Genomic DNA, 21865 nt, shown 5'->3' on the forward strand with positions numbered 1-21865 from the left:
ATGGATATGGAGAAAAATTGTATATGGTTGCTGTTGCTTTGTCTTTGTTTTGCCGGATGCAAGGAGAAGACGGTTGTAGAATCAGACTATCTGCCGATTGCCGACCCTTACGTGATGCTTTACGAAGGCAAGTACTATGCTTACGGCACCGGAGGTACGGTAGAAGGGGAGGGCTTTGCCTGCTTCTCTTCCGATGACCTGAAGAACTGGACGCGTGAAGGCCAGGCGTTGTCGGCCGCCGACTCCTACGGTACGTGGGGATTCTGGGCTCCGGAAGTCTGCTATATCGAGTCGAAGAAAAAGTTTTACTTGTTCTACTCCACCGAAGAGCATATTTGTGTGGCAACGGCAGATACTCCCCAAGGCCCGTTCCGTCAGGAGGTGAAGCAGCCTATATGGGATGAGAAGAGCATTGATACTTCTCTCTTCATCGACGATGACGGCACGCCTTACCTTTATTTCGTGCGTTTCACAGATGGCAATGTCATTTGGGTGGCAGAAATGAATGATGATTTGACCGGCATCAAGCAGGAAACGTTGACGGAGTGCATTAAAGTGGGAGAGCCTTGGGAACTTTCGCAGGACAAGCCTGCCAAGGTGGCCGAAGGCCCTTCCGTCCTGAAAAAAGAGGGCATTTATTACCTGATTTATTCAGCCAATCACTTTGAAAGCAAAAATTACGGAGTGGGCTACGCAACTTCAGACTGTCCTATGGGACCGTGGAAGAAATACGAGGAAAACCCGATTTTGCAACGTGCCGACGGTTTGATGGGTACCGGACACGGAGCGCCCTTCCGTTGCAAAGACGGCAGTTGGAAATATATTTTCCATGCACACTGGGATTCCACGAAGGTACAGCCGCGTACTTCGTACATCAAGGATTTTGCCATTTCCGACCAGAGAACGGTTTCTATCGGTGGCCCTCTTATCCGTCCGCAGGTATTAACTGATAATCTGACATCAAAATGAAAAAAGGACTGTTTTATTATATGCTGATAGCATGCCTCTGTGCTTGTCAAAAGAAGGCAGAAACAATCTCTACTGCTTCTTTATTGAAAGAAATGGTGGATTGTGAAGCATTGGCAAAGTATCCTGAACCTTATTATGAAACCAGGCAGTTCAGTAGTTACGACCGGGCGTCTGTCAAAAAAGATAGTGTCTCTTGGTATGCCAATTGTGACCGAAGCCAGTTTCTGCGCGTTGATTCCATTGACGGACGGAGAGAGTTTGTTCTGGTTGATACGGACGGTCCGGGAGCTATCACTCGCTTTTGGGTGACTGTAGCCGCATATTCGGATAAAGGAACCCTGCGTTTTTATCTTGATAATCAGGAGGTTCCCGAAATAGAAGGGGAGGTTCTGGGCATATTGAGCGGACATGCTCTGGTAGATGCGCCTCTTTCGGCTTCTGTATCGGAACTGACGGACTATAAGCAGAGGGGACATAATCTGTATCTGCCCATACCTTATGCCAAGCATTGCAAGATTACCTATGAAAGTCCTTCCATCAAGGAACCCGGCGAGTTTTCCGAAGAATGCTTCTATTACAACATCAATTACCGTACTTATGCAGAAGGAACGTCTGTAGCCACTTTCTCTAAGGAGGACATCAAGCAGAATGCGAAATTACTGGCAGATGTACAACGAAAACTGACTGTATCCCGGAGGGAAATAGGAGGATTGCAGAAAGAACCGATGCTTCGGAGTGTGCTGGCTGCCGGTGAAGAGCAGGATATGACCCTTTCCGGTCCGGGTGCTGTTCGCCGTCTGGACGTAAAGCTGCATGCCGGAGACTTTGACCAGGCATTGCGTTCTACGGTTCTGCGTATTTCTTTTGATGGAAACGAAACTGTATGGGTACCGGTAGGAGACTTTTTCGGAAGCGGGAACCGTCTTTCTCCGTTTCAGACTTTTTATACCGAAGTAACATCCGATTCACTGTTTTCTTGCTTTTGGGTAATGCCCTATCAGAAAGATTGCAGGATTGCATTGCAGAATGTGGGGACGGACGAGGTTGAGGCTTCTCTGACTGCATACACCTCGGCTTGGAAATGGGATGAAAGAAGTATGTACTTCGGTGCGGGGTGGACGGAGTTCTCTCATCTGCATACCCGTACAAATCCGGATAAGCCTACGACAGACGACCACTTTGAAGTAAATTTCGTGAAACTGACCGGCAGAGGAGTATATGTGGGCGATGGGGTAACCTTGTTCAACTCCTTGGCCGACTGGTGGGGCGAAGGTGATGAAAAAGTGTATGTGAACGGTGAGGAATTTCCTTCGCACTTCGGCACCGGTACGGAAGACTATTACGGTTATGCCTGGTGCATGCACAATGCTTTCAGCCATCCGTTTATTGCCGAGCCGGATGGAACAGGCTCCACTCAGTGTGGGCACGTCTCCAATGTGCGCTATCGTGGTTTGGATGCCATTCCTTTCAGCAAGTCATTGACGTTTGACATGGAGATATGGCATTGGGGCAGTACGGTCATCAACTATGCTCCTACTACTTTCTGGTATATGCTGCCCGGTGGAGAATCCAACCGCAAGGCGGAAGCTGCTAAAGCATCTGCGGATATTGCAAAGCATAAGAATGATCTGGTGAGCAATGTAGCCGTTGCCGGAAGGAAGGTGGAAGGCGAATATTTGGATATTCGGCTGACCGGAGGAATTGAAAGATCGCAAAGTATACCTGCCATGAACTGGAGTAACGGTGCCCAGTTCTTTTGGGCTGAAGCAAAGGAAGGCGATAAAGCTTCCTTAGGCTTTAAAGTCGACAAGGGAGGCAATTATCGGTTGAAAATAGCTTTTACGGTAGCACCGGATTATGGTTGTATAGATTTGTACCTGAACAACCATAAACTGAAAGAAAACCTGAATCTGTATAGTACCGGGCTGGCAACGAATGTATTGGATTTGGGGACAGTTACTTTGCAAGACGGCTCTAATGAACTGCTGATTATACAAAAAAAAGCTGATAGCCGTTCTGCGAATTCATTGTTGGGCATGGATTATTTAATAATACAATAATTAAGGATAATATGAAGAAACAAATTCTGATGTTTGCATTATGTTGCCTGACGGCATGCTCTTCGTCGTCGGCGACAAAAGAAAACGAGCCGGAAGAACAGCCGAAGAATGTCTATCGCAATCCGGTGATAAACTACAGTTTGCCCGACCCTTCTGTGATAAAGGGCGGTGACGGCTACTACTATCTGTATGCCACCGAGGACATACGTAATCTGCCGATTCACCGTTCCAGGAATCTGGTGGATTGGGAATATGTAGGTACTGCCTTTACCGACCGTACCCGACCTGATTTTGAGCCGAACGGCGGTTTGTGGGCACCGGACATCAACAAGATAGGTGATAAATACGTACTCTACTATTCCATGTCCGTTTGGGGAGGCGAGTGGAATTGCGGCATCGGTTGTGCCACTGCCGATAAACCGGAGGGACCTTTCAAGGACCACGGGAAGATGTTCCGCAGCAATGAAATCAATGTGCAGAATTCCATCGACCCTTTCTACATAGAGGAGGGAGGAAAGAAATATCTTTTCTGGGGCAGCTTCCGTGGAATCTATGCGATTGAACTGTCCGATAACGGCTTGTCTTTGAAGGAAGGCGCCACACCGCAGCAAGTGGCGGGAACCGCTTACGAGGGTACTTATATCCATAAGAAAGACGGACATTACTATTTCTTTGCTTCCATAGGAAGTTGCTGTGAGGGGTTGAACAGTACCTACACTACCGTTGTAGGGCGTTCGGACAATCTTTTCGGCCCCTACGTCGACAAGAAAGGCGGTAGCATGATGGACAACAAGCACGAAGTGCTGATTCAGAAAAGCAATACCTTTGTGGGCACCGGCCATAACTCCGAGATTGTGACGGACAATGCCGGTAATGACTGGTTCTTCTATCATGCGGTGAGCACGAAGAATCCTGAAGGCCGCGTATTGATGCTGGATAAGATTAGCTGGGAAGACGGATGGCCGACAGTAGAAGGCTCCGTTGCATCTACAGAATCGGAGAAACCTGAATTCTGACGAGTATGAAGAATTTTATTTTAGTATCCTTGTTGGCCTTGCTTATGATGGGCTGTAAAACATCGAATGGAGGTGCCTTGGAAATAGTGGAACCTACCGTCGAAATGCGGGATAATCCCGAAGGAGTAGCTTCGTTTGCTCCCCGTTTCTCATGGCAGTTGGCAACCGGCAAGCAGGATGTGATGCAGACTGCTTATCAGATTGAAGTGGCAGATTCGGAAAAGAGTTTGCAGACCGGGGCCGGGCTGGTATGGAACAGTGGTCGTGTGGAGTCCGACCAGTCGGTGCTGGTGAAATATGCAGGGGCGCCTTTGGAGTCGGGACAGAAATATTATTGGCGTGTCACGGTATGGACAAATACCGGTGACAAAGCGCAAAGCAATGTCCGGCACTGGTCAATGTCCTTGCTGGACAGTTCGGACTGGAAAGCCGGCTGGATTGGACTGAACGACAGTACAAACTTGGAACTGGACGGTGAACGGACCATCCTTCCGGCACGTTATCTGAGGAAGGAGTTTGATTTGCCGTCACAGCCGAAGCGTGCAGTCCTTTATGTTTCGGGAGTAGGCTCTTCCGTATGCTATATGAATGGCGAGAGGATTGGAAACGATGTATTCGGTCCTTTGCCTACCTGGTACGATGCTTCTGTATCTTATCTGACCTATGATGTCACCCCCTTGTTGAAGTCCGGTACCAATACGATAGGCGTGGCTCTGGGCAACGGCCGCTATCTTTCCATGCGTGCCAATGGGATGGTAGGCTTTGGCTTACCTCGCCTCATGGCGCAGTTGAATATAGAGTACGACAATGGTGAGACGGTGTCGGTAGTCAGCGATGATTCCTGGAAAGCGACGAACCACGGTCCTATAACTGCGAACAACGAATTTGACGGTGAACATTACGATGCCCGCTTGGAATTGGGTAAATGGACGGAAAGCGGCTATAATGATTCCGGATGGCAGTTGGCCGAACGGATGGAGGCTCCCAAAGGAAAACTTGTGGCACAGCTCTCTCCGAGTCTGAAGGTGATGGAGGAGATAAAGCCAATATCCGTTAAATCGGTAGGTGATGGAAGATATATCGTGGATATGGGGCAGAATATGGTAGGAATACAGCAGGTGAAACTGCGTGGCAAGAAGGACAAGCCCATTACTATGCGTTTTGCCGAAGTGCTGAAGGACAATGGTACGGAACTGTATCTTGACAACCTGCGCAGTGCCCTTGTCACGGATATTTATACTCCTGCCGCTGACGGTGAGTTTGTTTGGGAACCGCTGTTTGTTTACCATGGTTTCCGTTTTATGGAAATATCCGGTTTGGACTATGAACCGGCAGCGGATGATTTCATCGGTAAGGTGGTGTATGATGAAATGGCAACGAACGGTACGTTCGAGACTTCCGAGGAGTTGATTAACAGAATTCACAAGAATGCCTATTGGGGAATCCGTGGAAACTATCGCGGTATGCCTACCGACTGCCCCCAGCGTGATGAACGTCTTGGATGGCTGGGCGACCGCACTACCGGTGCCTATGGTGAAAGTTTCATTTTCGGCAATGCCTTGATGTATAAGAAGTGGCTGGTGGATATAGAAGAGTCCATGAATGAAAATGGAAGTATCTCTGTGGTATCTCCCCGTTACTGGACCATCTTCCATGATGACGTAACTTGGCCGGCTGCCTATTTTTACGTAGCCGACATGCTTTACCGCCAGTTTGGCGATGATAGCTCCATCAAAGAGCGCTATTCGTCCATGAAGCGCTGGGTAAACCACATGACGGAGACCAAAATGAAGGACTATATTCTGGTGAAGGATGAATACGGGGATTGGTGCATGCCTCCCGAGTCGCCGGAGCTGATTCATTCGGAGGACCCTGCCCGTAAGACGAACGGTGAAGTGTTGAGTACAACGGTGTTTTACAGTATTCTGCAACTGATGGAGAAGTTCGCGCAAATGAACGGACTTCCGGCAGATGCTGAAGAGTATGCAGCACTTGCCATTAAGGTCAAGGACGCTTATAACAAGAAATTCTTCAATACTGAGACTGCACAGTATGACAACAATACGGTGACGGCAAACCTGCTTTCCCTCAGACTGGGTCTGGTTCCCGATGGATATGAAGATAAAGTATTTGCCAATGTCGTGGAGAAGACGGAAAAAGACTGTAAGGGACATGTCAGTGCCGGTGTGCTTGGCATCCAGCATCTGATGCGCGGACTTACCGAGTACGGCGGACTGGAACTTGCCTATAAGATAGTGACCAATGACACTTATCCCTCATGGGGTTACATGATTAAGAAGGGTGCAACCACCATTTGGGAATTATGGAATGGTGACACGGCAAATCCGGCGATGAATTCAAGAAACCATGTGATGCTTTTGGGAGACCTGCTGATATGGTTCTATGAGGATCTTGCCGGTATAAAAAATGCTCCCGCTTCCGTCGGGTTCAAGCAGATTCTGATGGAACCGGTATTCCCGGAAAAACTGAATTATGTGAATGCTTCGCATGTATCGCCTTATGGCAGGATAGGGAGTTCCTGGAAACGTGACGGCAATAAGCTGGAGTGGAACGTTGAGATTCCCGCCAATACAACCGCTACGATCAAGCTGCCGCTTGACTTCCATGTACAGGTAGATGCCGGTCAGGCGGGGATTCATTCCGTGGAGGAGGCTGACGGTAAGCTGGTAGTCGAATTGGGCTCCGGCAAGTATGTATTCATGTCTGAATGATATTTTCTAACAACAATAAAACAGATGTAACTATGAGACTAAAAAGATTGTTTTTGGGGATAATGCTCTTTACGGGCATTACGGGTGCAGGAGCGGCAAATGCTGCTCCGGAAGACATCTCTGCTTCTATTTCCTTGAAAGTGCCGGGGAATGATGCCAAGCAATATCCGCTGGCCTTGCAGAAGATGCAGGATGGTATGTACAGCTGCCGGGCTTCGGAAACGTTGCCATTGGACATCATCCGCCAGGTGGTGGACAAGGATGGCAAACTGCGCATTACCGTCACACTCAAGGCACTGGAAAATGTGTATTTCAACTACGGGGAACAGATAAAGACCGGTTACAAGCATTCGGACTGCCAGTTCTACATGCCGGGCTTCTGGTATCGCCGCAACCTGCGTTCGCCGAAGGAAGCTCCTTCTTTCCACACATCGGACAGTTGGCTGGTGCGTGAGGACCGTTTGAGCACTCCGCTGACGGCAGCTTTCAATCCGGCAAGTGGTACGTCCATGTCGGTTATCCGTATTGACAAGTTCGATAAGGAAGCTTTGACCACTCATAAGGAGGGAGAGGTAATCTTGTCCGGTGAGACTTCCATCGGATATACCGGTTTCTGCAATGTGGATGGTATGACTGTCTTGGCATACGGTTTCCCCTATAAGGAAGCACCGAAGACATATATCCGCAAATTGACGCTGGCTCCTGCCGTTGAGGCTTTCCAGTTGCTTCGTAAGGGTGACAGCATCTCCATGACTTGGGAGGTGTCCGAAAGGAATGCTGCCGATTTTTCGGAATGCGTACAGCGCACCTGGGAGTATTGTTATGACACTAACCGTCCGAAACCGGTTGACACACCTTACACGGTAGACCGCATGAAGGAGGTGATGAGCAACTTCTTCGTGGAAAGCTATGTTGGCAATACCCCCACTCATTATTATTCCGGTGTAGAGTTGGAGACTGCTACTTGTGCCAATACCGATGTTGCCGAAGTGGGCTTTGTGGGACGTACATTGCTGAACGCTTTCAATGCTTTGGAGTATGGCAAACAGCAGAACCGCCAAGACCTGGTGGACAATGCCAACCATATCTTTGACACTTATCTCCAGAACGGTTTTTCGCCTGCCGGTTTCTTCAACGAAGTGGTACACTACAACCGCGGCTTCAAGGAAACCAGACATAGCATCCGCCGTCAGTCCGAGGGAGTGTATGCCATCTTGAACTATTTGAACTACGAGAAACAGCAGAAGCGTAAACACCCCGAATGGGAGAAACGCATCAAGGGCATGCTGGACAGCTTCCTCAAGTTGCAGAACGAGGACGGCAGCTTCCCGCGCAAGTTCAAGGATGATTTCTCTGTCGTGGATGCCAGCGGCGGTAGCACGCCTTCGGCAACATTGCCTTTGGTGATGGCGTCCAAGTATTTCAAGGACAAACGTTATCTGGCAAGCGCCAAGCGTACGGTAGACTATCTGGAGAAGGAACTGATATCCAAAGCCGATTATTTCTCTTCTACGCTGGATGCCAACTGCGAGGACAAGGAAGCCTCCTTGTATGCTGCTACGGCTGCTTATTATCTGGCTTTGGTTACCAAAGGAGAAGAGCGTGCGCACTATGCCGGTCTGGCGAAGAAAGCCGCTTATTTTGCTTTGTCGTGGTATTATACTTGGGATGTTCCTTTTGCCGAAGGTCAGATGCTGGGAGATATCGGCTTGAAAACCCGTGGTTGGGGAAATGTGTCGGTAGAGAATAACCATATCGATGTATTTATCTTCGAATTTGCCGATGTGCTGCATTGGCTCTCCAAGGAGTACAACGAGCCGCGCTTCTCTGACTTTGCCGAGGTGATTTCCACTTCCATGCGCCAGTTACTGCCATATGAAGGACACATGTGCGGCATTGCCAAAGTAGGCTATTACCCGGAAGTGGTGCAGCATACCAATTGGGATTACGGACGTAACGGAAAGGGATATTACAACAATATCTTCGCTCCGGGCTGGACGGTCGCTTCTTTGTGGGAGCTGTTCACTCCGGGACGTGCGGAGCAGTTCTTGTTGAAAAAATGATAGTCTAAACAGTAACCAATATTGTATTTATGAATAAGATGATGACTTTGTTGGCAAGCGTGATGCTATTGGCATCGGCTTGCACGGGCAAGCAGGCGAGTGAAAAGACTGCTTCTGGACTGGAACCTGCCAACTTCCGTACGGAAGTGGATGGCAAGCAGACAGACTTGTTTGTTTTGAAGAATAAGAATGGTATGGAAGTTTGTATTACGAATTTCGGCGGACGTATTGTATCAGTGATGGTGCCAGACAAGGATGGCGTTATGCGTGATGTGGTGCTGGGCTTCGATTCCATTCAGGACTACATCAAGTTCCCTTCGGATTTCGGCGCTACCATCGGACGTTATGCCAACCGTATCAACCAGGGTAAGATTACAGTGGATGGGGTAGAGTATCAGCTGCCGCGCAACAATTACGGTCATTGCCTGCATGGAGGTCCCAAGGGATACCAATATCAAGTGTTCGATGCCCGCCAGTTGAGCAGTCAGGTTCTGGAGTTGACTTATCTGTCGAAAGACGGAGAGGAGGGCTTCCCGGGTAACCTGACCTGCAAGGTCACTTTCTCGCTGACAGATGACGATGCCATCGACATTCGTTACAGTGCCGAAACGGACCGTACCACTGTTGTCAATATGACGAACCATTCTTACTTTAACCTGGACGGTGACCCCTCCAAGTCCAATTCGGATTATCTGCTCACTATTGATGCAGATGCTTATACCCCCGTGGACAGTACCTTCATGACTACCGGTGAGATTGTTTCCGTAGAAGGTACGGATATGGATTTCCGCACTCCTACTGCTGTTGGCGCCCGTATCGACAATGACTTTGAGCAGTTGAAGAACGGCAAGGGCTATGACCACAACTGGGTACTCAATACGAAGGGCGATGTCACCCGCCCGTGTGCCACCCTCGAATCTCCCTCAACGGGTATTGTGCTTGATGTCTATACCAACGAACCGGGCATTCAGATTTATGCCGGTAACTTCCTGGATGGCACACTGACCGGAAAGAAAGGTATTGTGTACGGTCATCGTGCTTCTGTCTGTCTGGAGACTCAAAAGTATCCCGATACGCCCAACAAGCCGGAATGGCCTTCTGCATTGCTGAAGCCGGGAGAGAAGTATGACAGCCATTGCATTTATCGCTTCTCGGTGAAGAAATAAATATAAGGCAGGCATAGCCTGCCTTTATGGGATGGATATAAATATGACAAGAAGCCTGAAGTATTGAGGCGTACGTTTGTTTGTCCCTATATCTTTGGTGACGGAGAGGAACATTCCATCATTTCCCATTGGAAGTATAATGATGGTTATGGCAGTGTTGAACTTATTAGAGTAACTATAGATGGTGTGGATGCCCGCATCGAATCAGGAACAGACAAATATCACCCGTTAGTTGTCGTTGTGTTGGCAAAGTAACTTGTTTTCCTTAAATACTCTGTCTTGGTAAAATCAGCACTTTATCAAGACAGAGTTTTTATTCTTTGGAATTACCGCATCGCCAGCGCCTTATTCTCCGCCTCCTCCATAATCTCCCGTTCTCCCGGCCCTTTGTCATTGATTCCGCAAAGGTGGAGGATGCCGTGGATGATGACCCGGTACAGTTCACGTTCGTAGTTGTTATCGGCGAACTGTTCCGCATTGGTGCGTACGGTATCGAGGCTGATGAAGAGGTCACCGCTAAGGCGGTTGCCTTCACAGTAGTCGAAAGTGATGATATCTGTGTAATAATCGTGTTGCAGATATTGGCGGTTCACTTCGAGTATCTTCTCGTCCGAGCAGAAGATATAGGCTATTTCACCGACTCTTTTTCCGTAAGTGGCGGCTACGGATTTTATCCATTCCGTTGTTTCACGCTTCTTGATGGAGGGCATTTCAACGCCGTCTGTCTGATAACTAATCATTTTATTTACAATTTTACGATTTACGATTGAAATTACATTCCTGTGATTAAGACAGTTTCTTTAGAAGAAGAACATATAACTGATAATAATCGCTGCAATGATGCCGGAGAAATCGGCAATCAGCCCACACGTCACGGCATTCCTCGTTTTGGTGATACCTACGCTGCCGAAATACACAGCAAGAATATAGAATGTGGTGTCCGAAGCGCCACGTGCCACGCAACTCATGCGTCCTACAAATGAATCGGCGCCATACTGTTTCATGGTGTCAATCATCAGTCCGTTGGCACCGCTGCCGCTCAGTGACTTCATCAGGGCAGTGGGTAGGGCACCTACAAAGCTGGTATCTACACTGAATAGTCCTACTACATAACCGATACCGTTCACCAGTATATCCATGGCGCCGGAAGTGCGGAAAACGGCGATTCCAACGAGAAAAGCAACCAGATAAGGGATGATGCGTATGGCAGTGGTGAAGCCTTCTTTGGCTCCTTCTATAAAGGCATCGTATACATTGATTTTCTTCCATAGCCCCCAGAGGATGAACAGCAGGATGATGGAGAACAGCAGTATGTTGGCAATTAAAGTGGAATATACACCCATTTCATCACGGCTAATCTGTGTGAACAGATAAATGAGTGCGGCAAAGAAAAGACTGATGCAGCCAATCAGGATAAGTATGGGCTTGTTCAGCAGGTTGATGCGTTGTGCAATGCTGACGGCAATGACACCGACAATGGTCGAGATGGCAGTCGTTATCAGTGTGGGGATAAAGATGTCCGTGGGTTGGGCGGCACCCATCTGCGAGCGATACATCATGATGCTGACGGGGATAAGTATCAGTCCCGAGGTGTTGAGGACAAGGAACATGACCATCGGATTGGTGGCAGTGTCCTTTTTCGGGTTTAGTTCCTGAAGTTCCTTCATGGCTTTCAGCCCCATTGGAGTAGCGGCATTGTCCAGCCCCAGCATGTTGGCAGAGAGATTCATGAAAATGGAGCCCATGGCAGGATGTCCTTTCGGTATTTCGGGAAAGAGACGGCAGAATACCGGACTCAGCCAACGGGAGAGGGCATTGATCATGCCGCTGTTTTCGCCTATTTTCATCACGCCGAGCCAGAGGGCGAGTATTCCTGTCAGTCCCAGGGATATTTCAAAAGCTGTCTTGGAAGAGGAGAAGGTGGAGTTGACGAGTTCTGTGAATATCTCCACATCACCCATAAAGATGAGTTTGCAGAGGGCCACGATGAATGCGATGACGAAGAATGCTACCCAGATGTAATTTAAAACCATGTATCGTTACTTTGTCCTAATGGATTAATATTTGTTTTCGTTGGCAAGATTCCAGGCGTTGAGGAAAGCTGCTTTGGTTATTTCTATCATTTTTTCCCAGTTCAGCCAGTCGGTGTGGTCCGAAGGCTGGTGGTAGTCGGGATGTCCGTCTGTGTGGTACCAGATGATGGGGATGTTGCGCAGGGCAAAAGAAGCATTGTCACTTCCTCCCGTGGGGCGGTCCCAGGCGCGGTAGTCCGGTTGCAATTGCAGGTTATAGCGTGCAATGTCCTGCTTCAGCCAGTCGCCGAATACGGGGTGGGCGGCGGTATAGAAGTACACCACGTGCTGAGGCTGTTCGGGTTTGTTGTTGCGTCCTATCATGTCGAAATTGAGATAACCTTTCACCTGGCTGATGAAAGGACAGCTTTGTACAAAGTATTTGGAGCCGAGCAATCCCTTTTCTTCTCCGTCCCAAAAGGCAAAGATGACCGTGCGCAGAGGCCTCTGCCCGGTGGCAAGAAATGCACGGGCTATCTGCAGGACGGCAGAGACACCGGAGGCATTGTCGTCCGCACCGTTGTATATCCGGTCGTTTGCCAGCGTCTCGTCCGTACCCAGGTGGTCGAAGTGGGCACCTACGATGACATATTCATCCAGTCGTTCTCCCGGGATGGTTCCCAATACATTGCTCATCTGCAGGATGCGGTGGGTGCCTTGTTCGAGGATGGCGATGGAGTCGGGATGCACTTGCCACTGTCCCCGTTGCTGGCGCTCCTTGTTGTATGCCTCGAAGGGTTGATAATAATTGTCCTTTTCCAGCGGGGCAATGCCGGCTTCTTTCAGGCAGGATGCCAGATAGCGGGCAGCCAGTCGTGAACCGTGCATGCCTGCTTCGCGTCCTTGCAGCTCATCGTCGGCCAGAAAGCCGACAATAGCCTCGGCCGAAGTGCGGCTGATGCTTTGCAACCCCTTTTCTTGTGGAGATTGTGCATGTAAGGATAGTGCGAAAGAAAGGCAGCAGATTGCTCCCAAAACAGCTTTATACATGTCGTACGGTTTTAAGGATTGGACATACCGGTTGCAAAATTAAAGATAACTTTCCATAGTTTCTATATAAATGTTATATTTTTGTCCATTGGTGGATGAATTCAAATCCGTGTAAATCAAATGAGAGAAGGATGAAAAAGAAGAATGAAGCAGTGGAAACCGTCTTGTGCGAACGTGTGCTTTCGGCAGAAGAAGTGGCGTGCATCTCGGTACAGATTCAGCAGGAATTGGAGGCGTATATCGACCCGGTGAAAAGGGAGTATCTTCCCCGTTTCTTCAAGACCGGAAAGGGGCAGTATGGCGAGGGGGATAAGTTTCTGGGAGTGGTGGTACCCAACACCCGGCAGGTGGCAAAGCAGCACAAGCACGAACCTTTTGGGGTAATGGCAACCTTGCTTCAGAGTGAATGGCACGAGTGTCGCCTTTGTGCCTTGCTGATGTTGGTGGAGCGATTCAAAAAGAGCGATGAAAAGGGGAAAAAGGAGATTTATGACTTTTACCTTTCGCAAACGGGCCGTATCAATAATTGGGATTTGGTCGATTTGTCTGCCCCCGGCATTGTGGGCGAATATTTGAAAGACAAACTTCGTAAAGACCTCTACCGGCTGGCGGATAGTCCGCTGCTTTGGGACCAGCGCATTGCTGTGGTATCTACCTATACTCTTATCAAAAATGGTGATTTCATCGATATATTAGCCCTTTCGGAACGGCTGCTCCATCATAAGCATGACTTGATGCAAAAGGCGGTAGGATGGATGCTCCGGGAGATGGGTAAGCGGGACAAGGACTTGCTGGTGCAATTCTTGGAGAAGCATTGCAGGACGATGCCCCGTACCATGTTGCGCTATGCGATAGAGAAGTTTTCGGACGAGGAGCGGAAGGAGTTCATGAAGCGTTGATGGACGAGAGGCAGTGTTTTATCATTCCTTCTATCGCTTATCTCAAAATAAATTAGTTATTTTGCAGAAAACAAAGGAATCTGGAATGGAACAAGAAGATTTTGATATACGCAACCAGCAGCCCGTCACCAGCCGAGAACGTGATTTCGAGAACGCTCTCCGTCCGTTGAATTTTGAGGATTTCAGCGGGCAGGACAAGGTGGTGGACAATCTGCGCATATTTGTGAAAGCTGCCCGCCTGCGTGGCGAGGCGCTGGACCATGTGTTGCTTCACGGCCCTCCCGGATTGGGAAAAACAACACTCAGCAATATCATAGCCAACGAACTGGGCGTAGGTTTCAAGATAACTTCCGGTCCGGTACTCGACAAGCCGGGGGATTTGGCGGGAGTGCTTACCAGCCTGGAGCCCAATGATGTACTTTTCATCGACGAAATACACCGGTTGAGCCCCGTAGTGGAGGAATATCTGTACTCAGCCATGGAGGACTACCGCATAGACATCATGATAGACAAAGGCCCTTCTGCCCGAAGCATACAGATTGATTTGAATCCTTTCACGCTGGTGGGAGCTACCACGCGTAGCGGTCTGTTGACAGCTCCGTTGCGTGCCCGTTTCGGTATCAACCTGCATCTGGAATATTACGATGATGATGTGTTGAGCGGCATTATACGTCGTTCGTCCGGCATTCTCGATGTACCCTGCTCCGTAAGGGCTGCCGCCGAGATTGCGAGCCGCAGCCGTGGCACACCGCGTATTGCCAATGCATTGCTACGGCGTGTACGCGATTTTGCCCAAGTGAAAGGTTCGGGGAGTATCGATACGGAAATCGCACAGTTTGCCCTTGAGGCTCTGAATATCGACAAGTATGGTCTGGACGAGATAGACAATAAGATACTCTGTACCATCATCGACAAGTTCAAAGGCGGTCCGGTGGGATTGACTACCATCGCCACTGCTTTGGGCGAAGATGCAGGTACGATAGAGGAAGTCTATGAACCGTTCCTGATAAAAGAAGGTTTCCTGAAACGCACTCCCCGTGGGCGTGAAGTGACGGAGCTTGCCTACAAGCATCTGGGGCGAAGCCTCTATAGTAGCCAGCGTACCTTGTTTGGCGACGAGTGATTCATTTTAAGAAAACGAATACAGAGATGCGGAGACATAAAGTCTCTCTTTCCTCTTATCCTAAAAAACTCTGTGCCTCCGTGCCTTTGTGTTCATAACAACCATTAAAGAAGTGGCCGGATTAAAATCATTGGCAAAAGAAACTGCCATTTATGGGTTGAGCAGCATTGTGGGGCGTTTCCTCAATTACCTGCTGGTGCCCGTATATACCATGGCGATGTCCGCACAGAGCGGAGGCTATGGCGTAGTGACGAATGTATATGCGTGGGTGGCGCTCATGCTGGTGTTGTTGACGTGCGGCATGGAGACCGGTTTCTTCCGCTTTGCCAATAAAGGAGAGGATGACCCGATGCGGGTGTACTCCACGACATTGCTCAGTGTGAGTGTGGGGGCGCTTACCTTTCTTGCATTGGGATTGCTGTTCCTCAACCCCATTGCCGGATGGCTGGAGTATGGTGACCATCCCTGGTACGTGGGCATGATGATGATTGTGGTGGCGATGGATGCTATTCAAAGCATTCCTTTCGCTTATTTGCGCTACAAGAAGCGTCCCATTAAGTTTGCGGCACTCAAACTGCTGTTCATCTTCCTGAACATTGCACTGAATCTGCTCTATTATGTAGGGATGAAAGGGGATGACGTGGGCTATGCCTTCCTTTTCAATCTGATATGTACCTCTACCATCATGCTTTGCATGATTCCGGAGTTGCGTGGGTTTGCCTACGTGCTGGACAGAAAACTGCTGAAGCGGATGCTTGCTTATTGTCTGCCGTTGCTGGTACTCGGCTTGGCAGGTATCCTGAATCAGGTGGCGGATAAGATTATTTTTCCTTTTGTCTATCCGGATGAGGCGGAAGCTTCCGTACAGTTGGGCATTTATGGGGCTGCCAGCAAGATTGCCATGGTGATGGCGATGCTTACACAAGCCTTCCGCTATGCATACGAGCCTTTTGTCTTCGGGAAGAGCCGGGACAAGGACAACAAGCAGATGTATGCGCAAGCCATGAAGTTCTTCATCATCTTCACACTGCTGGCATTCCTCGCTGTCATGTTCTATCTGGACATCCTGCGCCATATTATCGGTCGCGACTACTGGCCGGGGTTGCGGGTAGTGCCCATCGTGATGGCTGCCGAAATCTTTATGGGTATCTACTTCAATCTTTCCTTCTGGTACAAGCTGATTGACGAGACGCGTTGGGGCGCTTATTTCTCCCTGATAGGTTGCACGGTACTGGTAGTGATGAACATACTTCTGATTCCCCGATACAGCTATATGGCTTGTGCCTGGGCAGGCTTCTGCGGTTACGGCATCGCCATGCTGCTGTCTTACTTCGTGGGGCAGAAGAAGTATCCCATTCAGTATGACCTGAAAGCCATTGGCGGCTATGTATTACTTGCGGCAGTTCTCTACCTGGCAGCAGAGTATGTCCCGATAGATAATATCTACCTGCGTATGGCATACCGAACTATATTGTTGCTGGTCTTTGTGGTCTACATCGTGTGGCGTGATATGCCTCTCGGCAGTATCCCCGTCATCAACAAACTGATAAGGAAACAGTAAATTCAATCGTAAATCGTCAAATCGTAAATATTATGGATTCTGATAAAAGAAACTCCTTTGCCGTCAAGACCTTTCTGAAAGAGTATCTTGATTTGCGTAAAGACAAGGACAATGAACTGGAAACTGTAGACTCCATCCGTAAGGGAGTGGAATTCAAGGGAGCCAATCTTTGGATTCTGATATTCGCCATATTCATGGCTTCGTTGGGGCTGAATGTGAACTCCACCGCTGTGATTATCGGTGCCATGCTCATCTCACCGCTGATGGGACCTATTATGGGTGTGGGGCTTTCCGTGGGACTGAATGACTTTGAACTGATGAAACGTTCATTGAAGAGCTTCCTGATAACCACTTTGTTCAGTGTGACTACGGCTACCATATTTTTTCTGGTCAGCCCCGTTGCCGAAGGGCAGTCGGAATTGCTGGCACGTACATCGCCCACTATTTATGATGTATTCATCGCCTTGATGGGCGGCTTGGCAGGTGTGACTGCGCTTTCTACCAAAGAGAAAGGAAATGTGATTCCCGGCGTTGCCATTGCCACGGCGCTGATGCCACCTCTCTGTACGGCAGGTTACGGGCTGGCAACGGGCAATCTGATTTACTTCCTCGGCGCATTCTACCTTTATTTTATCAATTCCGTGTTTATCAGTCTCGCCACTTTTGTAGGGGTGCGTGTGATGCACTTCCAGCGTAAGGAGTTTGTAGACAAGAATAGGGAGAAGAAAGTGCGCAAATACATCATCCTGATTGCAGTGCTGACCATGTGCCCTGCTGTGTATCTGACGGTAGGAATCATTCAGGATACCTTCTTTGAAAGTGCCGCCAACCGCTTTGTCAACGAGCAACTCTCCTTTGAGAATACGCAGGTATTGGACAAGAAGATTCACCATGACGGCAAGGGTCATGAAATACGTGTAGTGTTGATAGGGCAGGAGGTGCCCGAAGCTTCCATTGCCATTGCCCGCAGTAAGATGAAGGACTATAAGCTCGATAACACCAAGCTGATTGTGCTTCAGGGCATGAACAACGAAGCGGTGGATATTTCTTCCATCCGTGCCATGGTGATGGAAGATTTCTACAAGAACAGCGAGCAGCGCTTGGTGGAGCAGAAACAGCAGATTGAAACTCTTGAACAGAATCTGGAAAGATATAAAACCTTCGATGAATTGGGCAAAAAGATTATTCCCGAGTTGAAGGTGCTCTATCCATCGGTGAAGACAGTCTCAATATCTCATGCGATTGAACTGACGGTAGATTCGGTACGGGTGGATACAGTGACCCTTGCCGTATTGAAGTTCGGCAAACACCCGGCTGCTCACGAGAAGGAAAAGATTGCCGAATGGCTCAAGGCACGTACGGGAGCCAAGCAATTGAGGCTGATTACGGAATGACAACATCCCCCGAGGGGGTAGAAATATACTTATTTGGCATGAAATTAAGATTTATACTGATAGCCGTCTGCTTCCTCCTCTCTCTGCCGGGACAAGCGGATGAAGGGATGTGGATGCTGGGAAACCTGAACAAGCAGACACGCCGGACCATGAAAGAGCTGGGTTTGCAGATGCCTGTTAATAAGCTATACAATACGAAACGCCCGTCGCTGAAGGATGCGGTAGTCAGCTTCGGAGGCTTTTGTTCCGGGGTGGTGGTGTCCGGGGACGGGCTGGTGTTTACCAATCATCATTGCGGTTTCAGCAGCATACAGCAGCATTCGTCTGTGGAGCACGACTATCTGAAGGATGGTTTTGTGGCACATAATCTTAGTGAGGAGCTTCCTAATCCGGAACTTTATGTACGTTTCCTTTTACGTCAGGAAGACGTGACCCGCCGCGTGCTTGGGGCGGTAAAGCCGGATATGGATGAGGCGGGGCGTACGAGTGCGGTCGATTCGGTGATGCTGGTTATCGGCGAAGAAGTTTCCCGCAAGGACTCCACGTTGGTAGGCATTGTGGATGCTTACTATGGAGGCAACGAGTTCTGGCTTTCCGTTTATCGCGATTACAATGACGTGCGTCTGGTGTTTGCACCGCCTTCCTCGGTAGGCAAGTTCGGCTGGGACACTGACAACTGGGAATGGCCGCGCCATACCGGTGATTTCTCCGTATTCCGTATCTATGCCGATAAGCATAACCGCCCTGCCGATTATTCTCCCGACAATGTTCCCTACCGTCCCGAATATGTAGCCCCGATTTCCCTTGACGGCTACCGTGAAGGTTCCTTCTGTATGACGCTGGGCTATCCGGGCAGCACGGAACGCTACCTCTCCTCTTTCGGCATCGAAGAGATGATGACTACCACCAACCAGGCGCAGATAGATGTCCGTGGTGTGAAGCAGGCCATCTGGAAGCGTGAAATGGATAGCCGCGACAGCATCCGTATCAAGTATGCTTCCAAATATGACGAAAGCTCCAATTACTGGAAGAACAGCATAGGGGTGAACCGTACCATTAAAAAGTTGCATGTGCTGGATAAGAAGCGTGCCTTGGAAACCGAACTCCGCCGATGGATACAGCAGACCCCAAAGGAACGGGAACACTTGCTGCACCTTTTCACTGATTTGGAGTTGAACTACAAGAGCCGCCGCGAAGCTTATCGCGCCAGGGCTTACTTTGCCGAGTCTTTCCTGAACGGCCCGGAGCTGATACAGCTTGCTTTGTCCATCCTTAATTTCGACTTTGAGGGCGAAGAGAAAACGGTGGTTGCCAATCTGAAAGCCATCGTTGAGAAGTATGCCAATCTGGACTTGGGCATTGACAAGGAAGTGTTCGCGGCACTGCTGAAAGAATACCGTTCCCAAGTGGATTCGACCTACCTTCCCGAGCTCTACCAGACAATTGCAACAGAATACGGAGGCAACGAGCGTGCCTATGTAAACAGCCTTTATGCCCGTTCGGAGCTGACCACGCCCCGTGGATTGAAGCGCTTCTTGGAGCAGGACACCACCTATCAGATATATAACGACTCTGCCATCAGTCTGGGTATCGATCTGATTACAAAACTATTCGAGATGAACATGGAGGTCCAGCAGGCCTCCGGTGAAATCGAGCGGAATGAGCGCTTGTTCAATGCTGCCGTGCGGCGGATGTACGCATCCCGTAACTTCTATCCCGATGCCAACTCCACCATGCGCTTGAGTTTTGGCACTGTGTGCGGCTATGCCCCGTCCGACGGAGTGAAATATGATTATTATACCACCACGATGGGCATTCTGGAGAAAGTCAGAGCCCATGCAGGCGATGTGGATTTTGAAGTGCAGCCCGAATTGGTATCCCTCCTTTCCTCCGGTGACTTTGGCAGATATGCCGATGAAAAGGGTGAAATGAGCGTTTGCTTCATTTCCAACAACGACATTACGGGAGGCAATTCCGGCAGTGCCATGTTCAATGCCAGAGGAGAGCTTCTGGGACTTGCCTTCGATGGTAACTGGGAAGCTATGAGCAGCGACATCCTTTATGAACCGAAGATGCAGCGCACCATCGGGGTGGATGTGCGTTATATGTTGTTCATGATTGAGAAATATGGAAAGGCAGGTAATCTGATTCAAGAGCTGAAGATTGCCAATCCTTAACGTGTGCTTCCCTGCCTATGCTTCTTTATGGGTGATATTTCCTAAATAACTCCGCGGATACGGTCGTCGAATGCTGAAAGCGCCGCTTTAGCCCCTTCGCCCATAGCGATGACTATCTGCTTATAAGGAACATTTGACACATCTCCTGCGGCATATACTCCCCGAAGTGTCGTACGGCAGAAAGTATCGATTTTGATTTCCCCTGCCGGAGTCGTTTCCAAGCTGTCGCGGAATGGGGCACTGTTGGCTGCCAGACCGATTTGTACGAAGATACCATCCAAGGGATAGTCGCGTTCCTCGCCGGTAAGACGGTCTTTGATGCGGATGGAAGTTACATTTTCCCCGTTTCCATCGACTTTTGTGGTCTGCGACGAGGTGAAGATTTCCACATTTGGCAGATTTCGGGCTTTCTCCTGCAACACTTGGTCGGCTTTCAGCGTATCGGCAAACTCGAATATGGTTACTTTCTTGCAGATGCCTGCCAAGTCGATGGCAGCCTCGATACCTGAGTTGCCTCCACCGATGACGGCTACGTGCTTGCCTTGATAGAATGGTCCGTCGCAATGCGGACAGAAAGCTACGCCGCGTCCGATGTACTCTGCTTCGCCTTCCACATTCAGTTTGCGCCAGCTGGCACCCGTTGAAATGATCACTGCCGGTGCGGTGAACACTTCGCCGCCTATAACGGAGATACTCTTCTCCCGGCCTTGCAATTCCACCTTCTCTATCTTCCGCTCCTCGAAAATCTCTATCGGGTAGTGCTCTATATGGGTACGGAGTGCATTGGCAAGCTCTGTTCCGGTAGTTTGTGGAACAGAAATAAGGTTTTCGATGTCCACAGTCTCTTTCACCTGCCCACCGATACGCTCGGCAACGATGGCAACCCGCAGTCCTTTACGGGCTGAGTAGATGGCAGCGGAAGCTCCGGCAGGACCGCCTCCGAGCACCAATACGTCGAATTCTCTTTGTATGGGTGTTTCGTCCGTTTGCGGAGCGCTACCGAAGGTCTGTTCCAGCTTTTGCAGCAATTCGCCGAGCGAAGCCCGACCCACGTGCAACAGTTTGCCGTTGGCGTAGACAGACGGCACGCCTTGAATCTTCAGTGCATCCACTTCCTCCTGATAGAGGGCGCCGTCCACCATCTCATGAGTGATTTGCGGATTCAGGAGTGTGATGATGTTCAGGGCTTGTACCACGTCCGGGCAGTTGGTGCAGGTCAGTGATACATACGTTTGCAGGCGGACGGGGCCTTGCAGGGCCTTGATGCGGTGGCTGATGGCTTCGTCCGGTAGATTTTTCCCCTTTCCATCGGCATTCAGTACGGCAAGCAGGAGAGAGGTGAACTCGTGTCCACTGGGTATGCCCCGAAACTTTATGCCGGTCTCCACACCTTCTTTCAGTAACGTGAATTCCAGTCCTGGGTTGTCGGTCTCGGTCAATAGGCAGGACAGCTTCTCGGAACAACTTGCCACATTATTCAAGAACCCGATGAACTCTTGGGCTTGCTCGTGTTCCGGATTATAGGTGATATGGAAGATATAGCGGGCTTCCAAATGCTGGAATACGCTCCGCACTTGATCTAAAATACTTGTTTCTAACATGATTAATATGGGCTGTTAAGGTTGGACGAGAGGGTACCGTCG

General features: G+C 49.5%; 16 protein-coding genes. 12 read left to right on the forward strand and 4 right to left on the reverse strand.

Translation table 11 applies throughout. The annotated features are described in order from the left end of the window. The 7 genes from ITJ87_RS04490 (at position 1) to ITJ87_RS04520 (ending at position 10261) form a co-directional block, all read left to right on the forward strand. The gene (locus tag ITJ87_RS04490) at positions 1 to 969 is read left to right on the forward strand and encodes a glycoside hydrolase family 43 protein (RefSeq protein ID WP_181980934.1); all 969 of its coding nucleotides are present in this window, start codon (positions 1 to 3) and stop codon (positions 967 to 969) included. Continuing rightward, positions 966 to 3029, forward strand: coding sequence for a glycoside hydrolase family 172 protein (locus tag ITJ87_RS04495; protein WP_227186998.1), 2064 nt, complete (start codon positions 966 to 968; stop codon positions 3027 to 3029). The genes ITJ87_RS04490 and ITJ87_RS04495 overlap by 4 nt, the downstream gene beginning before the upstream one ends. 11 nt (positions 3030 to 3040) lie before the next feature. Further along, positions 3041 to 4045 carry a family 43 glycosylhydrolase gene (locus tag ITJ87_RS04500; protein ID WP_117964325.1) on the forward strand — a complete coding sequence of 335 codons (1005 nt, stop codon included), beginning with the start codon at positions 3041 to 3043 and terminating at the stop codon, positions 4043 to 4045. A gap of 5 nt (positions 4046 to 4050) precedes the next feature. Then, on the forward strand, positions 4051 to 6777 hold the full coding sequence (locus ITJ87_RS04505) for an alpha-L-rhamnosidase (protein ID WP_117964324.1): 2727 nt from the start codon (positions 4051 to 4053) through the stop codon (positions 6775 to 6777). A gap of 32 nt (positions 6778 to 6809) precedes the next feature. Then, a complete protein-coding gene (locus ITJ87_RS04510; protein ID WP_117964323.1) occupies positions 6810 to 8840 on the forward strand; it encodes a hypothetical protein in 2031 nt (676 codons plus the stop codon). Between the two features lie 29 nt (positions 8841 to 8869). Continuing rightward, complete coding sequence (locus tag ITJ87_RS04515) at positions 8870 to 10006, forward strand: aldose epimerase family protein (protein WP_005826133.1); 1137 nt, start codon at positions 8870 to 8872, stop codon at positions 10004 to 10006. A 63-nt stretch (positions 10007 to 10069) separates the two neighbouring features. Beyond that, entirely contained in the window at positions 10070 to 10261 is a 192-nt protein-coding gene (locus tag ITJ87_RS04520) for a hypothetical protein (RefSeq protein ID WP_226791286.1), read from the forward strand. Between the two features lie 71 nt (positions 10262 to 10332). Here the strand turns inward: ITJ87_RS04520 and ybeY are convergent, their stop codons facing one another. Genes ybeY through ITJ87_RS04535 form a run of 3 tightly spaced genes read right to left on the reverse strand, consistent with a single transcriptional unit; the run spans position 10333 to position 13068 of the window. Then, positions 10333 to 10746, reverse strand: coding sequence for an rRNA maturation RNase YbeY (gene ybeY, locus ITJ87_RS04525; RefSeq protein WP_005826129.1), 414 nt, complete (start codon positions 10744 to 10746; stop codon positions 10333 to 10335). A gap of 60 nt (positions 10747 to 10806) precedes the next feature. Next, the gene (locus ITJ87_RS04530; protein ID WP_117964322.1) at positions 10807 to 12039 is read right to left on the reverse strand and encodes a nucleoside recognition domain-containing protein; all 1233 of its coding nucleotides are present in this window, start codon (positions 12037 to 12039) and stop codon (positions 10807 to 10809) included. Positions 12040 to 12063: 24 nt separating this feature from the next. Then, positions 12064 to 13068 (reverse strand): M28 family metallopeptidase, encoded by a 1005-nt coding sequence (locus ITJ87_RS04535; protein WP_117964321.1) that lies wholly within the window; start codon positions 13066 to 13068, stop codon positions 12064 to 12066. 131 nt (positions 13069 to 13199) lie between these two features. Here ITJ87_RS04535 and ITJ87_RS04540 point away from each other — a divergent pair, with 131 nt between their 5' ends. From ITJ87_RS04540 to ITJ87_RS04560, 5 genes are all read left to right on the forward strand, one after another. Further along, positions 13200 to 13967 (forward strand): DNA alkylation repair protein, encoded by a 768-nt coding sequence (locus ITJ87_RS04540; RefSeq protein ID WP_117964320.1) that lies wholly within the window; start codon positions 13200 to 13202, stop codon positions 13965 to 13967. An 85-nt stretch (positions 13968 to 14052) separates the two neighbouring features. Then, positions 14053 to 15090 carry a Holliday junction branch migration DNA helicase RuvB gene (ruvB, locus tag ITJ87_RS04545; protein WP_034525480.1) on the forward strand — a complete coding sequence of 346 codons (1038 nt, stop codon included), beginning with the start codon at positions 14053 to 14055 and terminating at the stop codon, positions 15088 to 15090. A gap of 112 nt (positions 15091 to 15202) precedes the next feature. Beyond that, the gene (locus ITJ87_RS04550; RefSeq protein ID WP_117964361.1) at positions 15203 to 16651 is read left to right on the forward strand and encodes a lipopolysaccharide biosynthesis protein; all 1449 of its coding nucleotides are present in this window, start codon (positions 15203 to 15205) and stop codon (positions 16649 to 16651) included. Between the two features lie 32 nt (positions 16652 to 16683). Further along, complete coding sequence (locus ITJ87_RS04555; RefSeq protein WP_117599877.1) at positions 16684 to 18045, forward strand: TIGR00341 family protein; 1362 nt, start codon at positions 16684 to 16686, stop codon at positions 18043 to 18045. A 38-nt stretch (positions 18046 to 18083) separates the two neighbouring features. Further along, on the forward strand, positions 18084 to 20222 hold the full coding sequence (locus tag ITJ87_RS04560; protein WP_117964319.1) for a S46 family peptidase: 2139 nt from the start codon (positions 18084 to 18086) through the stop codon (positions 20220 to 20222). 41 nt (positions 20223 to 20263) lie between these two features. Here the strand turns inward: ITJ87_RS04560 and ahpF are convergent, their stop codons facing one another. Continuing rightward, positions 20264 to 21823: an alkyl hydroperoxide reductase subunit F gene (ahpF, locus tag ITJ87_RS04565; protein WP_117964318.1), complete on the reverse strand. Its 1560-nt coding sequence runs from the start codon at positions 21821 to 21823 to the stop codon at positions 20264 to 20266. Between the last annotated feature and the right edge of the window lie 42 nt (positions 21824 to 21865).

This window comes from Bacteroides sp. HF-162, assembly GCF_015679285.1.
In the GTDB taxonomy this organism is placed as follows: Bacteria; Bacteroidota; Bacteroidia; order Bacteroidales; family Bacteroidaceae; genus Bacteroides; species Bacteroides uniformis.

Bases quoted from the DNA above. Each gene is read 5' to 3' on its own strand.
- ITJ87_RS04500 (WP_117964325.1), top strand. From the start codon at position 3,041: ATGAAGAAACAAATTCTGATGTTTGCATTATGTTGCCTGACGGCATGC.
- ITJ87_RS04515 (WP_005826133.1), top strand. From the start codon at position 8,870: ATGAATAAGATGATGACTTTGTTGGCAAGCGTGATGCTATTGGCATCG.
- ruvB (WP_034525480.1), top strand. From the start codon at position 14,053: ATGGAACAAGAAGATTTTGATATACGCAACCAGCAGCCCGTCACCAGC.
- ITJ87_RS04540 (WP_117964320.1), top strand. From the start codon at position 13,200: ATGAAAAAGAAGAATGAAGCAGTGGAAACCGTCTTGTGCGAACGTGTG.
- ITJ87_RS04560 (WP_117964319.1), top strand. From the start codon at position 18,084: ATGAAATTAAGATTTATACTGATAGCCGTCTGCTTCCTCCTCTCTCTG.
- ITJ87_RS04535 (WP_117964321.1), bottom strand. From the start codon at position 13,068: ATGTATAAAGCTGTTTTGGGAGCAATCTGCTGCCTTTCTTTCGCACTA.
- ITJ87_RS04510 (WP_117964323.1), top strand. From the start codon at position 6,810: ATGAGACTAAAAAGATTGTTTTTGGGGATAATGCTCTTTACGGGCATT.
- ITJ87_RS04530 (WP_117964322.1), bottom strand. From the start codon at position 12,039: ATGGTTTTAAATTACATCTGGGTAGCATTCTTCGTCATCGCATTCATC.
- ybeY (WP_005826129.1), bottom strand. From the start codon at position 10,746: ATGATTAGTTATCAGACAGACGGCGTTGAAATGCCCTCCATCAAGAAG.
- ITJ87_RS04490 (WP_181980934.1), top strand. From the start codon at position 1: ATGGATATGGAGAAAAATTGTATATGGTTGCTGTTGCTTTGTCTTTGT.
- ITJ87_RS04555 (WP_117599877.1), top strand. From the start codon at position 16,684: ATGGATTCTGATAAAAGAAACTCCTTTGCCGTCAAGACCTTTCTGAAA.
- ITJ87_RS04495 (WP_227186998.1), top strand. From the start codon at position 966: ATGAAAAAAGGACTGTTTTATTATATGCTGATAGCATGCCTCTGTGCT.
- ITJ87_RS04505 (WP_117964324.1), top strand. From the start codon at position 4,051: ATGAAGAATTTTATTTTAGTATCCTTGTTGGCCTTGCTTATGATGGGC.
- ahpF (WP_117964318.1), bottom strand. From the start codon at position 21,823: ATGTTAGAAACAAGTATTTTAGATCAAGTGCGGAGCGTATTCCAGCAT.